This window comes from Faecalispora jeddahensis (assembly GCF_000577335.1).
GTDB lineage: Bacteria > Bacillota > Clostridia > Oscillospirales > Acutalibacteraceae > Faecalispora > Faecalispora jeddahensis.
This window is the reverse complement of record NZ_CBYL010000060.1, coordinates 1-14,238: the sequence shown is the minus strand read 5'-3', so window position 1 is coordinate 14,238 and position 14,238 is coordinate 1. Positions and strand designations below refer to the sequence as shown.

At 52.7% G+C, this 14,238-nt stretch carries 16 protein-coding genes; 8 read left to right on the top strand and 8 right to left on the bottom strand.

The window, feature by feature from the left end; genetic code table 11:
- Window positions 1-137 precede the first annotated feature (137 nt).
- Window positions 138-638, bottom strand: coding sequence for a cupin domain-containing protein (locus TY09_RS16040; protein ID WP_042436436.1), 501 nt, complete (start codon window positions 636-638; stop codon window positions 138-140).
- 288 nt (window positions 639-926) lie between these two features.
- On the opposite strand from TY09_RS16040, the gene TY09_RS16035 reads away from it, so the two are divergent.
- Window positions 927-1,142 carry a hypothetical protein gene (locus TY09_RS16035; protein WP_009063172.1) on the top strand — a complete coding sequence of 72 codons (216 nt, stop codon included), beginning with the start codon at window positions 927-929 and terminating at the stop codon, window positions 1,140-1,142.
- Window positions 1,143-1,405: 263 nt separating this feature from the next.
- Window positions 1,406-1,600: a hypothetical protein gene (locus TY09_RS16030; protein WP_009062939.1), complete on the top strand. Its 195-nt coding sequence runs from the start codon at window positions 1,406-1,408 to the stop codon at window positions 1,598-1,600.
- 58 nt (window positions 1,601-1,658) lie between these two features.
- Here the strand turns inward: TY09_RS16030 and TY09_RS16025 are convergent, their stop codons facing one another.
- Together TY09_RS16025 and TY09_RS16020 are read right to left on the bottom strand one after the other, a co-directional pair.
- Window positions 1,659-1,976 (bottom strand): AbrB/MazE/SpoVT family DNA-binding domain-containing protein, encoded by a 318-nt coding sequence (locus tag TY09_RS16025; protein WP_009062914.1) that lies wholly within the window; start codon window positions 1,974-1,976, stop codon window positions 1,659-1,661.
- 370 nt (window positions 1,977-2,346) lie between these two features.
- Complete coding sequence (locus TY09_RS16020) at window positions 2,347-2,583, bottom strand: hypothetical protein (RefSeq protein ID WP_242841517.1); 237 nt, start codon at window positions 2,581-2,583, stop codon at window positions 2,347-2,349.
- Between the two features lie 151 nt (window positions 2,584-2,734).
- Between TY09_RS16020 and TY09_RS16015 the strand changes: the two genes are divergently transcribed.
- Entirely contained in the window at window positions 2,735-4,225 is a 1,491-nt protein-coding gene (locus TY09_RS16015; protein ID WP_326520126.1) for a recombinase family protein, read from the top strand.
- A 69-nt stretch (window positions 4,226-4,294) separates the two neighbouring features.
- Window positions 4,295-4,960: a hypothetical protein gene (locus tag TY09_RS16010; protein ID WP_009063056.1), complete on the top strand. Its 666-nt coding sequence runs from the start codon at window positions 4,295-4,297 to the stop codon at window positions 4,958-4,960.
- A gap of 170 nt (window positions 4,961-5,130) precedes the next feature.
- On the opposite strand, the gene TY09_RS18680 is transcribed toward TY09_RS16010, so the two are convergent.
- The 3 genes from TY09_RS18680 to TY09_RS16000 all read right to left on the bottom strand — a co-directional run bounded on the left by TY09_RS18680 (window position 5,131) and on the right by TY09_RS16000 (window position 6,719).
- Complete coding sequence (locus TY09_RS18680; protein WP_009062929.1) at window positions 5,131-5,292, bottom strand: hypothetical protein; 162 nt, start codon at window positions 5,290-5,292, stop codon at window positions 5,131-5,133.
- A 152-nt stretch (window positions 5,293-5,444) separates the two neighbouring features.
- Window positions 5,445-5,903, bottom strand: a complete 459-nt coding sequence (gene nrdR, locus TY09_RS16005) for a transcriptional regulator NrdR (protein ID WP_009062936.1) — start codon at window positions 5,901-5,903, stop codon at window positions 5,445-5,447.
- 84 nt (window positions 5,904-5,987) lie between these two features.
- Window positions 5,988-6,719: a sugar phosphate isomerase/epimerase family protein gene (locus TY09_RS16000; RefSeq protein WP_042436426.1), complete on the bottom strand. Its 732-nt coding sequence runs from the start codon at window positions 6,717-6,719 to the stop codon at window positions 5,988-5,990.
- A 569-nt stretch (window positions 6,720-7,288) separates the two neighbouring features.
- On the opposite strand from TY09_RS16000, the gene TY09_RS15995 reads away from it, so the two are divergent.
- Entirely contained in the window at window positions 7,289-9,208 is a 1,920-nt protein-coding gene (locus tag TY09_RS15995; protein WP_042436443.1) for an ABC transporter ATP-binding protein, read from the top strand.
- Window positions 9,209-9,263: 55 nt separating this feature from the next.
- Here TY09_RS15995 and TY09_RS15990 read toward each other — a convergent pair whose 3' ends face one another.
- A complete protein-coding gene (locus TY09_RS15990) occupies window positions 9,264-9,500 on the bottom strand; it encodes an HPr family phosphocarrier protein (protein ID WP_009060989.1) in 237 nt (78 codons plus the stop codon).
- Window positions 9,501-9,756: 256 nt separating this feature from the next.
- On the opposite strand from TY09_RS15990, the gene mtaB reads away from it, so the two are divergent.
- On the top strand, window positions 9,757-11,049 hold the full coding sequence (mtaB, locus tag TY09_RS15985) for a tRNA (N(6)-L-threonylcarbamoyladenosine(37)-C(2))-methylthiotransferase MtaB (protein WP_042436424.1): 1,293 nt from the start codon (window positions 9,757-9,759) through the stop codon (window positions 11,047-11,049).
- Between the two features lie 50 nt (window positions 11,050-11,099).
- Here mtaB and TY09_RS15980 read toward each other — a convergent pair whose 3' ends face one another.
- On the bottom strand, window positions 11,100-12,389 hold the full coding sequence (locus TY09_RS15980; protein ID WP_042436422.1) for a glycoside hydrolase family 10 protein: 1,290 nt from the start codon (window positions 12,387-12,389) through the stop codon (window positions 11,100-11,102).
- 192 nt (window positions 12,390-12,581) lie between these two features.
- Here TY09_RS15980 and TY09_RS15975 point away from each other — a divergent pair, with 192 nt between their 5' ends.
- The gene (locus tag TY09_RS15975) at window positions 12,582-12,875 is read left to right on the top strand and encodes a DUF1294 domain-containing protein (RefSeq protein WP_009060993.1); all 294 of its coding nucleotides are present in this window, start codon (window positions 12,582-12,584) and stop codon (window positions 12,873-12,875) included.
- 609 nt (window positions 12,876-13,484) lie between these two features.
- Window positions 13,485-14,238 (top strand): tRNA threonylcarbamoyladenosine dehydratase (locus TY09_RS15970; RefSeq protein WP_042436440.1); only part of this gene is annotated, 754 nt, incomplete at its 3' end.

Below are 14,238 nucleotides of genomic sequence, written 5' to 3'. Positions count from 1 at the left end.
TTCCGCAGCCGGGATTCCATCCCCGTCTGCGGAAAAATCATTTCTCAGAAAGGACATAAAAAATCGGGGCAGGATACTTCCCCGATTCTGTCCCTTTGCGTTCAAAAAGCCAGCCCTTCACACGCCATTGGGAATGATCATACGGCTCGGCTCTTCATTTCATAGATGGATTTGATTTTTTTCTCCTCTTGGTGTTCGGCAGCCAATGCGTCGGCCTTTGTCTTGTGAACCGTACCGTGCGGATGATGGGGCGGCGCATAAATCGTATACAGCTTTAAAGGAACATTTCCTGTATTGACCAGGTTATGCCATGTACCCGCCGGTACAAAGATGGCACAGCCGCAAGAAACACACTTCTGTAAACTCAGATTCTCTTTACCGGTTCCCATTTTGACAACGCCGTTTCCCTGCTCAATCCGTAAAAACTGATCGGTGTCAGGGTGAATCTCCAGTCCGATATCTCCGCCGACCGGAATGCTCATCAGCGTTGCCTGCAGGTATTTCCCTGTCCACAATGCGGTACGATAGTTGTTATTTTGTTTGGTGGCCGCTTCGATATCAACTACGAACGGCTGCGGACCCATATCTGTTATTTTACAATCAGAATGACAATAGGAATTGGAAGACCTGTTATTCATAATACCGCTTCCCCCTCTCTTTCACATAATATGAGAAAAAAGGAAAATGTTTAACTGAGCTGAAAAAACGCCCAGTACCCATGGGGGTTTTCTGTTTCTTTGGCCTGTATCATCGCTGCGCAGCTTCCCTACAGGGGAACTGTGCGCTAAATTGCCTCTGGTTTGTTTCCTGAAAATAAGTATCGAAAGGACCTGACCGTCAACAAAATATCTTTCATGAGAAATGCATGGACGAGTTAAGAACACCCGCATATTATGTACTACAATCTTAAAAAAGGAGGCAAGGACATGGCAAGAACATCTGCCGATTTTTGGAATGAAAGAGTTTCCGGAAACAACGATAGTGAGAGTCTCAGCCGCAGCAGCAATAATGGGTCAAGCTGTGACCGTGAAAGTTCAAAGGCGTTAAGGAACATTCTGTCCCAGCTGGATGATCTGAACAATTCCGATTTACGTCTGCTCGACGATATCATCGAAAGATTATTGTGCGAACGCAGGTGCTAAAAGCAATATAGCAAACTAACCTCATTGTTCGTAGAAAAATCAGTACTGATCCGACAGGATGGGTACTGATTTTTTCTTTTGACTGCCAATCTTCCCAGACCGTCTGCCCATTCGCCGGAAAGGCTGTTTAAAATCCTCTTCGCTCCCTTGCCTTTGCTCCACAGATTGTCCGCATGGCCGCCGCCAACAGACCTTTGCGCCGGAAATCGCCGGCTGGTATTCAAAATAGCGATCGCAGAATAATATGGAGTGAGGTGAATGACATGCTGAAAGATTGTAGCCCGGAAGAGTTATCCTATTTATCCACAAGCTTTGCGGTAGCAATTGCAAAAGGACAGGATATTCATTCTTTAAGGGTATTGTGCAGCTTTTTTACAAATGTCATTGCCACCTTGAATGTGATCATTAATCAGCAAGCTCTGATCGATCATCATCGACACAGGCGCTTTGACGAATGACGGACACCGCATGCTGGCGCCCGCTTTGATTTCTTGCGGGCAACGATCCCAAAAAGCATCACGGGCCACAGTTGTCTTTCAGATCACTGAGGTTGGTGATCTGCCGTATCCGAGAAAAGGCCTCGTGAACATTAAACAGCTGTCTCGCCTCATAAGAAAGGGTTAATTGATTGATCTCTTTTAAACGCCGGCGCAGCTCCTCATTGGTTACAGCAAGGGGATCCGGCTTATATGCTTTGATTACAAGGCCATTGTCCTGACCGATTATTTCGAGAGGATCCCCAACTTCCCATCCCAGTGTACGGCGCAGTTCCTTTGGGATGACAATGCGGCCTGCTAAATCAATGTTTCTAACGACGCCTGTAAACTCTTTCATACTCCAAATCCCTCATTTCACAAATTTTAGCGGCAGGCTGGAATGCGAATCCTCCCAAGCCTCCTGTTTCAGCCCGAATTCCAGGTTTCTATCCTTTATGATTCCTTCCGTTCAAAGGATCATTACGAACGATATCGGATGCCGCCGGGAAGCTGGAAACTCGACGGCCGACTGAACCAGTCCATTTTACCATAAGTTCGCCTCCTGTAGGTGCACCGATTGTTTCTTTTTATGGCTGAAACGCACACGAATGATTTCCCGGATTTTCTGTTGGATTTACATGGGCGCCGTGCAGGCCCGCCGGTCAGGCACGGGCAGGCTTGTCCGGTTTTCGGAAGCCCAATGCGGCCGCACCGGGCGCATTTCCCCTTCACTCACCTGATTGCTCCTGTTCTTTGAGCTTTCTTTTGCGGTAGCTGCGGTAGTTCTCTTCGTTGCCTTCCCAGTCCGGTTCGACTGCGGTTTTGCAGCCGTTCAGACGGGACAACCCCATTTCAAGCGCCGCCTGAAACGCGGCCCGGTTCTTTGCGACGTCCTCGGCCGTACCGGGCAAAAAACGCACGATCACTGTGGGGGCCCCCACCTCTTTCTTTTTCAAGCGGCTCACCTCCCGTTCCTCAAAATATGATCTTCCGCGATTGTCCTATGACTGAACCGCTGCTCCGACAAGGCAGGAGGAATAAAGAGGAACAATCCCTCATACATAACTACCGGGCCGTGCAGGGAGTTTCGGCAAGAATCAGAAAGGAGGGAGCCGCATCGCAAACATAGCCATCTATCTGCGCAAATCGCGCGCGGACGACGCCGACGAGCCGGTGGAGGAAACATTGGAACGCCACCGGAAAACCCTCCTGGAATTTGCGGAAAAGAACGCGCTGGCGATCTCGGAGCAAAACATCTACAAGGAGGTCGTTTCCGGCGATGCGCTGTACGCCAGGCCGGAAATGCTCCGGCTGCTGAAGGACGTGGAGGCGGAAAAGTTCAACGCCGTATTGTGCATGGATATCGACCGCCTGGGCCGCGGCTCCATGGCGGAGCAGGGCATCATTCTGGAAACGTTCAAAACCAGCGGCACCAAGATCATGACGCCGGTAAAAACGGTCGATCTGGATAACGACGCCGATGAGGATTACACCGAGTTCAAGACCTTTCTCTCCCGGCAGGAGCTGAAAATGATCAAGCGCCGCCTGAAAGCCGGTACCCAGCGGACCATCAAGGACGGCGGATATATTGCCAACGCCCCGTATGGATATGAAAAGACCTACAGAAACAAAAAGCCCACCCTGAAAATCAAGGAGGACGAAGCGAAAATTGTTCGCCTGATGTTCCGGATGTATGTTGAGGAAGGCGCCGGCTGTCAGATGATCGCCGAAACGGTCAATGCCATGGGCGCGCGGCCGCGCCGGTCCGACCGTTTTGGCCGTTCCAGCGTGATGAAAATTCTCAAAAACAATGTGTATATCGGAAAAATTGTCTGGAACCAGAAAACACATCTGCGCAAGGGCAGCGGAAAAAGCATCGCCGTTTCCAACCCGAAAGAAAAATGGATCATCACGGACGGCATTCATCCGCCGATCGTCGACGAGAAACTTTTTGAGAAAGCACAGGAGATCTTTGAAAGGCGGCACCATCCCCCGTCTTACACCGGCCGGGTGGAAAACCCGCTGGCCGGGCTGATCTACTGCAAAAACTGCGGCGGCCTGATGCAGCGGCAGGTCATGAACCGAAGCCCGGAACCGTACCTGCTGTGCCAGAAGAAAGGCTGCGTCGTCTCAAGCCAGCTGCCGATGGTAGAGCAGGCGATCCTACGCGAGCTGGCGCGGCAGCTTCGGGAACTGCGGGCAAAGCAGCGGCCGGAGCAACAAACCGATCATCCCTATGCCCAAACGCTCGATTCAATCGACAGTGAGATCAGGGCCGCAAAAAAGCAGCTGGATGCCATCTGCGAGCTGCTGGAGCGCGGCACATATACGCCTGAACTGTTCCTGCGCCGCGAAGCCGCCATCAAAGAGCGGCTGGCGCAGCTCGACAGCTCCCGCAGGGAATTCGCCGCAAAGCTCTCGGTAAAGCCCGCCGCTGCGATGAGCGAGAGAATCGAGGAAGCGCTGCGGCTCTACCCCACCCTGGACGCACAGAGCAGGAACCGGCTTCTGAAATCCATTCTCGAGCGTGCCACCTATTACAAAGAAAAAGACTGGAAGCCGGCACAGTTTCAGCTCGAGCTCTTTTTCAAGCCGCTTTACCTCTAAGCCGCACACTCCTGCGACAAAGACTGCTTAGAAGATTTGCGTGTATACTTTACGCCGGATAGACAGCAGTTGATCAACGAAGCGGCAACTGTCAAGATTAGAAATGTCGAGGTCATCACGGTTTATCTGGATCTGGAATCCGTGCCTTTCAACAAGGGCTTCTATTCCGTAGACATGACTTTCTTCTTTGACGTTGCATTGGATGTTTACTGCTCGCCTACCTCTGGTTCCGTTCAGGTGAACGGCATCGCCGTATTCAACAAAAAGGTGATTCTGTACGGCAGCGAAGGCAACGTAAAGATGTTCAGCTCCGACTGCGGGCTGGATGATCTGGAAGTTCAGTCCTGGGCCTGCCGCGCACTGCCCAAGGCAACAGTGCAGGTGGCAGAACCCGTCGCCCTGTCTGCCAGAGTGTGCGACTGCCCCGCAAATCCCTGTGAGATCTGCTGCCGCATTCCCGACTGCATCTGCAGAAGATATGGCAGTGATTTCGTAATGGATCCTGTTCGCCGCACAGTATATGTCACCATCGGTATTTTCACCATCGTGCAGATCGTGCGTAATGTGCAAATGCTGATCCCCGCTTACGATTTCTGTATTCCGGAAAAAGAGTGTGAGGCCACCTCGGATGATCCGTGCGAGCTGTTCCGCCGGATCGATTTCCCCACGGACGAATTTTTCCCGCCTAAGTCCGGGGACTGTGGCTGTGAGGACAGAGGCTGCCGTCAAAGGTAAACGGCCAAACCAACCCATGCACCCTCCAAATCGTCAAAAGCACTTTATGAATTTCAGGGTGGATTCCTCTCACGCGGGATCGCCCTGAAATTTTTTGCATACAAAAGCGCTCTCCCGGTCCTATCCGGAAGAGCGCCCGCCGCTGCGGCATATTTGCGTTCGGGGTCAGATCAGGGCTCGATGATCGGACGAGCCTTCTCTTTTGTATGCTTCGCTTTCCCCTGCAGCTCCGGAACAGGCGGAACATCGTTTTTGGGCAGATGCGTTTTGTGGTTGCTCTCTGTTCCGTGCGGCTCTTTCGGGTCGGGCCTGCGCATTCCTGCTTTTGCCATAGAATTGCTCCTTTCGTTTGTTTTTCTTAGCATTCCCGCACCGCGCGGCGCCATCCTTTTATTTTCATTCTAAAAAAACCAAGCTTACCCGCCAAACGCCAAAAAGGGCCGGATGCAGAAAGCATCCGGCCCTGAAAAACAATCTCGCAGATTTAGCTGCGGTTTTTCACCAGCTTGTTCAGTTCGTCCATAAAGGTATTGAGATCCTTAAACTGCCGGTATACCGACGCAAAACGGACATACGCGACCTCATCGATATTCTTAAGCTTTTCCATCGCGTACGTTCCAATCAGGCTGGAGGGCACCTCGCGATCCAGAGAATTCTGCAGCATCGTTTCGATCTCGTCCACAACGCGCTCAAGCGTATCGATAGAGACCGGGCGCTTCTCGCATGCACGCAAAAGGCCGTTGAGCAGCTTGTTGCGGTCAAACGTCTGACGGGATTTATCCTTTTTGATCACCACAATGGGAACCGTTTCGATCACCTCATAGGTGGTAAAGCGTTTGGCGCATTTCAGGCATTCCCTGCGGCGCCGGATTCTCTCGCCCTCGTCCGTCGGGCGGGAATCGATTACCTTGCTTTCCTCAAAACCGCAATACGGGCATTTCACAGATCATGACCCTCCTCTGTTCTTTTACAGCAGCTTTTAAAATTATAGCATTATCTTTGCGTAATTTGCAATATTTTCGGCGATTTATTTCACCAATTGTTCTACAAAATGCCTGCTGTCGAGCAAATGGTCCAGATTCGGGAAGCTTTTCCGGTAAACCTCGATGATAAAATCGCCGCTGTACCCGAATTCATCCAGCAGCTTCATCAGCCGCGCATAGTCCATGGTGCCGTCACCGGGCAAAAGGCAGTCCGATTTGCCGTTGTTGTCATTCAGATGGATATGCACCAGCCGGTCCCCCATGGCACTGCACATCTCAAAGGGATCTTTGCCTGCGCGAACAGCCTGCTTGATATCGAATACAAAGCAGCAGCTTTCCCCCAGATACTCCCGCATCCGGCGGATAAAGCCGGGGTCTTCACTGCGGAAGCGGTTGACGTTCTCCTGCGCCACCTGAATCCCGCATCGGCGGCCAGCCTCAAAGAGCAGCGCGTACCGCTCGAAATATTCCTCTTCGCTCAGCGTGCTGTACAGGTAATCGCGCTGGCCGTGCAGCACCAGTATTCCGGCCCCAAGCCGGCCGGCGGCTTCAAAATATTTACGGTAAAAATCCAGAGAATCCGTAAAGCGGCTGTCGTAATCCGAAAAGAACATCATGCTTTCAAAGCCGGATGTAAAAGGGTGGATCGATTTGACAGCTGATCCCGAAGAATCCAGGATTGATTTTAAATTGTTCAGATAATCCTTCCTGAGCTCACCATACGTATTAAAAAAGATTTCAAATAACCGAAATCCCACATTGGTCAGCTGGGCCAAGGACTGGGCGGTCTCCTGCGGATACAGGCACGCCGTTGAAATACCGTATCGGATAAGCAGTCCCCTCCTTTGACGGTGATACTTGTACACAGGTACATAAGTTTATTATATCATCTGCTGCTCTCTTTGGTGCAACAAATAGGCAGAATGTTTTGTTTTCCCAGTGGCAGATGATTCCATGCGCTCTCATGCGTCCGAAGCCTTGCTTTCGCTTATGCGAGCTTGCCTCTCAGGCCGGGGCGGGCTCTTTCAAAGCGCTCTCATCAGCATCGATACCTTCGCATGAAGTCATTTGCACGTGGAATCAGGTAGTTTGCTCTGTTTGTTTTCCCGCGACGTGCGTGCAGGCTCAGCCTGCCGTAAGGTTATTATATCACCGCCGCTGTAAAAATGTCCACAAATTTACCCGTTTTCTCTCAAAGGAGCCGATGTTGCGCGTTGTTCTTGATTTCATCGCAAAATTCCTCTATAATATTGAAAGAGAAACGGCGGCCGGGTCAACGGTCTTTGGGCGGTGGATGACCGCCTTTTCTATTGTTCTGCCGTTTCAAGAAGGAGCTTGCATTAACATGGCTTTGCTGAGTACGAGCAATTTAAGAAAGGCATTCGGCGCTGAGGATCTGTTCAGCGGCGTTTCCTTTGAAATACAGTCCGGCGACCGAATTGGCCTTGTGGGGGTCAACGGTTCCGGAAAAACCACCCTGTTTAAGATGCTGACGGGCGATCTGTCGAACGACGGGGGCGAAATCCACCTTTCGCGGGACGCTGTGATCGGCTATATGGAGCAGCATGTTTGTAATAATCTGGAGCAAACCGCTTACGCCGAGGTTCTCAGCGTATTCGCTTCCTTGCTCGGGATGGAGCGCGAGCTGGAAGAAATCAACCTGACTTTGCAGGGGAAACCGCAGAACCAGACCGAGCTGATTGAGCGCCAGATGCTGCTCAATGACCGCTTTCTGCGCGAAGGCGGCCTTACCTGCCGCTCCCGTGCCCGCTCTGCGTTGCTGGGCCTGGGGTTTGACGACGAACAAACCGCCATGCCGGTCGGCGTGCTGAGCGGCGGACAAAAGGCCAAGCTGCAGCTGGCAAAGCTGCTGCTTTCCGGCGCGAATCTGCTTTTGCTCGATGAGCCGACAAACCATCTGGACATCGCCTCCGTCGAATGGCTGGAGGACTTTCTCAAAGGGTATTCCGGCGCTTTTCTGGTCATTTCGCATGACCGTTATTTTCTGGACCGTGTAACAGGGCGTACCTTTGAGCTATCGAACCATCGGCTGACGTGCTATAAGGGGAATTACACCACCTATCTGGCACAAAAGCAGGAAAACGACCTGACGGCGCAGAGAAAATACGAAAGCACCAAAAAAGAAATCTCTCGCCTAGAGGGAATGGTAGCGCAGCAGCGGCAATGGAACCGCGAGCGCAACATCCGCATGGCGGAGAGCAAAATGAAGGTGATCGAGCGGCTCGAAAGCACCCTCGTAAAGCCCGATGAGGCGGAAGACAGCATCCGCTTCCGTTTCGAGCCATCTCAGCGCGGCGGCAACGATGTTCTTGCTGCTTCTGGCCTTTCGCTGAGCTTTGACGGAGCTCCCCTGTTCCGCAACGTCGATCTGGAAATCCGCCGCGGCGAGCGCATTTTTCTGATCGGCCCAAACGGCTGCGGAAAGACCTCTCTGCTGAAAACACTGCTGTCGCGCTACCTGCCGGACAGCGGTGAAATCCGCTTTGGCGCGGGGATCGACGTCGGCTACTACGACCAGATTCAGGAGGACCTGCATCCCGAAAAAACGGTGATCGACGAAATCTGGGATTCCTACCCGTCCATGACGCAGACAGAGGTTCGCAACGCGCTGGCGATCTTCTTGTTTCAGGACGACGACGTATTTAAGCCGGTCGCCGCTTTGAGCGGCGGAGAGCGCGCCCGCGTTCTGCTGCTGCGCCTGATGCTCTCACGCGCGAATTTTCTGCTGCTGGACGAACCGACGAACCATTTGGACATCGGCTCCTGCGAAGCGCTGGAAAACGCGCTGCAGAATTACGAGGGCACCCTGCTGATCGTGTCGCATGACCGCTACCTGATCAACAAGCTGGCCGACCGGATCTATTTTCTGGACAAAGACGGAACGACGGAATATATCGGCAATTACGACGCTTATCTGGAGCGCGTCAAAGAGACGGCAAAGGAGCCTGTGAAGGAACAGCAGGAGCCGGAACAGAAAAACCTCTACAAGCAGCGCAAGGAGCAGGAAGCAAAGCTGCGCAAGACCCGCGCCGCCATCAAACGCGCGGAGCAGGAGATGGAGCAGCTCGAGCAGGAAATGGAGCAGGTGCAGACCCGCCTGCACTCACCGGAAATCGCCGCCGACTACGAAGCGGTGATGGAGCTGACAAAGGAGCTTTCCCGGCTGAAGGAACAGTCCGATTCGGTGTTTTTGACCTGGAGCGAGTTGTCCGAGGAGCTGGAGCAGGCCGGCGAAAGCGCATAAATAAAAAAGCCCGGAATCATCCGGGCTTTCAATTCGCGGAATACCGGGAATTGTATTATGCGTTCTGCGGCTGAAATTCCGCAAGTTCTGCAATAAAGTGCTCTGCCTGGGGCCCTTCGAGCTCTACTGTGACCGGTTTGGACAGGTCTAAACTGAATACTCCCATAATGGACTTTGCATCTATTGTGTACTTGTCGGTTCTTAGATTGATCGGAAAATCATACCGGTTCGCCAAAGTAACAAATTTTTTCACTGCTTCTATGCTGGACAACAGAATATCGGTCGTATACATGGTCGACATCTCCTATTCTTTGAATCAATCTGTGAAAGATCTGTACGTTTCCTATCATAACGTACAGTTGTCTGTTGGTCAATATCAAAAATCCAGTTATTTCTACTCGTTTTGACTTTTTCAAAGTTTTTTATCAATTATCTTCAATTATCTTCATTTTATTGTGAAACGACTGAAAAAAGATTTTTCCCCCGGCAAAAACGGGAGGAAAAACAAATCCCAAAAAGAATGAAAAATTTCCCGAAAGGATCCTTCCATGAAAGTACATGTGATTACACTGGGCTGTAAGGTCAATCAGTATGAATCGCAGGCAATGCTGCAGCAGCTGCTGCACGCCGGATTTTCCCCGTCGATGGGAGAATCGGCGGACGTGGTGCTGATCAATTCCTGTACCGTAACCGCAACCAGCGACCATAAAGTGCGCCAGACGCTGCATCGCGCCCGCCGGCAGAACCCCGGCGCGGTGATCGTGCTGACCGGCTGTATGCCCCAGGCGTTCCCCGAAGAGGTCGAAGCCCTTACGGACGCGGACGTCATTCTCGGCAACTCAAACCGCAGCGCTCTGCTGCCGGACATCCTGACGTATCTGTCGACGCACCAGAGGATCATCGATATCGTTCCACACGAGCGCAAGGGTTCGTTTGAACCGATGCAGATCGAGGACTTTCAGGAACGCACCCGCGCCTTCATTAAAATTCAGGACGGGTGCAACCGGTTCTGCTCCTACTGCATCATTCCTTATGCCCGGGGGCGGGTGCGCTCGAAGCCGCTGGAGGATTTGGAGCAGGAGTTAAGGCTTTTAGGAGAGCGGGGATTCCGCGAGATCGTTCTGACCGGCATCAACCTTTCCGCCTATGGGCAGGAGCTTGACCTGCACCTGTGCGACGCGGTGGAAGCCGCATGCCGCACGCCGGGCATTGAGCGGGTGCGCCTCGGTTCACTGGAGCCGGAGCAGCTCAGCCTGCCGGTGATTCAGCGGCTGGCGGCACAGAAAAAACTGTGTCCGCAGTTTCATCTCTCCCTGCAGAGCGGCTGCGATGCGACCCTGCGCCGCATGAACCGCCACTACGATACCACGGAGTACCGTGAGATCGTTCAGAATCTGCGCGCGGCGTTCCCGAACGCGGCCATCACGACCGATATCATGGTCGGCTTTGCCGGGGAAACCGAGCAGGAATTCGCTGAATCCCTCGCGTTTGCCGAAGAAATCGGCTTTGCGAAGGTGCATGTCTTCGCCTACTCCCGCCGTCCCGGCACTGTGGCCTATTCCGCGCCGGATCAGCTCACAAAGGAAGTGAAGGATCGCCGCAGCAAGGCGATGATCGAAGTCACCCTCGGCACCATGCGGGAATTTTTCCAGAGGCAGGTTGGTCAAACCGCCGGCGTACTGTTCGAACGGGAATGCGCCCCCGGCGTTTACGAGGGCTACACCGAAAACTACACCCCGGTGACGGTCTCTTCTGGAAAGCCGCTGCACGGGCAGATTCTGCCGGTACGCATCACATCTGCCGGCGAGGACGGCTGCACCGGAGAGCTTCTTTCCCGCTGACAAACGGGATGGATGATCGAAAATAATACAGGCCGAGCGACCCGCCCCGATCAATTGAGCAGCTTGATGACATTCTGTACTTCTTCGCGGCTGTGCTCGGCATCGAGCTGATCATAAGCGTAGAACATAAAGCCTCCGCCGCCGATCTGCCGCCCCAATTCCACCTGCTTTTGCAGAATGTCATTGGATTTTTTCCAGGTCCCCTCATCTGCGTCGGAACCGGCCTTGTACACCGCAAGCCCGAAATACAGCTGCACCCCCTTGGCCGTGACCATCTGCCGCCACTGCTTGGCGCCGTCGTCGAACGGGAGAATGGGATTCTCAAAATTCACATACAGCTGCGGGCATATGTAATCGACGTATCCGGCCGTAGAAGCCCACGAAACCACATCCGCGCCCATGCGCAAATCGTTCTGTACATTCCCCTGCGGAGAAATCCCGAACACCACACCCGGCTTGATGCTCTTGATTTCGCGATACACCATCGACACCATCTTGTTGATATTGGCGCGCCGCCACTCGAATAAATCCATGGCGTTGCCGCTCTTCTTCGCCTCGGCCAGATAGGCCCCGTAGGAGCCGGTATCAAAGATGCTGCTTTCTGTGGGATAAAAATAATCGTCGAACTGCACGCCGTCCACATCGTATTTCTTTACGATTTCGGCCACGCCGTCGGTAATGAGCTTGAGCACCTCAGGATATGCAGGATTATAATAAACGCCGTTATCGAGCGTCACCGTCCGCCCCGAAAGCTTTTGGAGCTGCCATTTGTTATAGGGATTGTTCTGTGCGAGCGCCGTGGGCGTATTGTTTGTCCGAATGCGAAGCGGATTGACCCACGCGTGGATTTTCAGGCCCGCCTTGTGCGTGGCCTGCACCATATACGCGAGCGGGTCGTACCCTGGGTTGACCCCCTGCATTCCGGTTAAGATATGCGACCACGGAAAATAATCCGACTGATACAATGCGTCGCCGAACGGGCGCACGTGAACAATCAGGGTATTCATTCCCTTGCTTTTGGCATTTGCCACAATCGCATCGAATTTTTTTTGAAAAGCCGCCTGGCTTTGGTCTGCCTCCGCATTCATCGCCAGACTCATATAAGGGACCCACACAGCCCGCATTTCGTCCCCCGGAACCGTGTTCACCGGATTGGTGCCGGAGCTGGACGACTCCGACGCAGAGGACGCCGTGGAAGTTTGGCCGGATGACTCCGGACCTGATTGTCCCTGCCCGGGAGGCCCTCCCTGCACCGCCATGGTCAGAAGAACCGAGGCAATCAGCAAAGCTACCGCCGCCACGCTGGCCCCGTAGCCCTGCCAAAGACGCTCGTGTTTCATTTTTACAATCCTCCCTTTTTTGAAAATCAATTCGCTTTCAGAATCACTGTACGCGAAATCAACAGCTTTTTAAAAATGACATCACTAGAACCTGTCCGCTGCCGTTCTCTATATTTATAATGCGCCATCTGCCAAAAAAGACCTGTCCGCTCTTATTTGAGCAAAAAATTGGACAAGAAAGAGAGCACGAATATGTTTGAGCTTATTTTCTCACACCCGACGGGAATCGTTCTGTACCTGGGCGTGATCAATCTGATCGCCGCCGCGGTTACGGTATACGATAAAAAACAGGCCCGCACGCACGGGCGGCGTGTTCCGGAAAAGAACCTGTTCACCCTCGCGATTCTCGGCGGTTCACCCGCCATGCTGGTCACGATGCACATCATCCGCCACAAAACCCAGCACAAGCGCTTTATGCTGGGTCTGCCGCTCATCATTCTGGCGCAGCTGATTATCGCGTCACTGGTGTATCAGTCCACCCGTTAAAGGTATTTACCACGGGCAGAAAATGCGTTATAATAACCTCACGCCGCAAGCAAAAGCAAAGCTTTTGGCGGCTGAGAGAACATTGAATCATCGTTCCGGAGTAAAACCAAACTCGATTTGCTCCGCATTTTATGATTCAAAAACGGATGATATAATAACCTCACGCCGTAAGCGAAAGCAAAGCTTTCGACGGCTGAGAGAGCATTGAATCATCGTTCCGAAGTAAAACCGAACTTGATTTGCTTCGCATTTTATGATTCAAAAACGGATGATAGAATAACCTCACGCCGCAAGCAAAAGCAAAGCTTTTGGCGGCTGAGAGAGCATTGAATCATCGTTCCGGAGTAAAGCGAAACTTGATTTGCTTCGCATTTTATGATTTAAGAAACGGATGATATAATAACCTCACGCCGTAAGCCCAAGAAAAGCTTCGGGCGGCGGGACAACTGTATTGATGGTACCATATTCCCCCGCCGCCGCTCAACGGAAAGTTCTGGGCAACGATCCTACCGGCATGGGACTGTCAGTAAAATAGAACGCTTTTTCATATTACTTTTGATCACACAGACCTTGCCGTGCAGAAAACGGCAAACAGGAAAGGAATCCAGAATGCTCAACGAATTTTCAAGAACACAGCTCCTGTTAGGAGAAGAGGGTATGCAGCGCCTACATCAGGCAAAGGTAGCGATTTTCGGAATCGGCGGAGTAGGCGGCTTTACCGCGGAGGCTCTTGCCCGCTCCGGGGTCGGCAGCTTTGCGCTGTTTGACGACGACCGCATCTGCCTGACCAATATCAACCGCCAGATCATCGCCACCAGAAAAACGGTCGGCAAAAAAAAGGTTGAGGTAATGAGTGAGCGCATTCTCGACATCAACCCCAAGGCACAGGTAGAGCTTCACGAGGTATTCTACGGAGCGGAGAATGCCGATCAGTTTGATTTGAGCGGGTACGACTACCTGGTGGATGCCATCGACACGATTTCTTCTAAGCTGGTGCTGATTGAGCGCGCCAAGGCCGCGAATGTGCCGATCATCAGCTGCATGGGGGCCGGAAACAAGCTAGACCCCACACGCTTTGAGATTGCGGATATCTACAAAACCTCCGTCTGTCCGCTGGCCCGCGTCATGCGCAGCGAGCTGAGAAAGCGCGGCATCGATTCCCTGAAGGTGGTCTATTCCAAAGAGCCGCCCTTGACTCCCATCGACGACGATGCGAACAGCTGCAAGCACCACTGCATCTGCCCGCCGGACACCAAACGCAAATGCACCATCCGCCGGCAGGTGCCGGGCAGCATTTCGTTCGTCCCCTCCGTGGCCGGGCTGATTCTGGCAGGAGAGGTTGTAAAGGACCTGACAAGCGCAG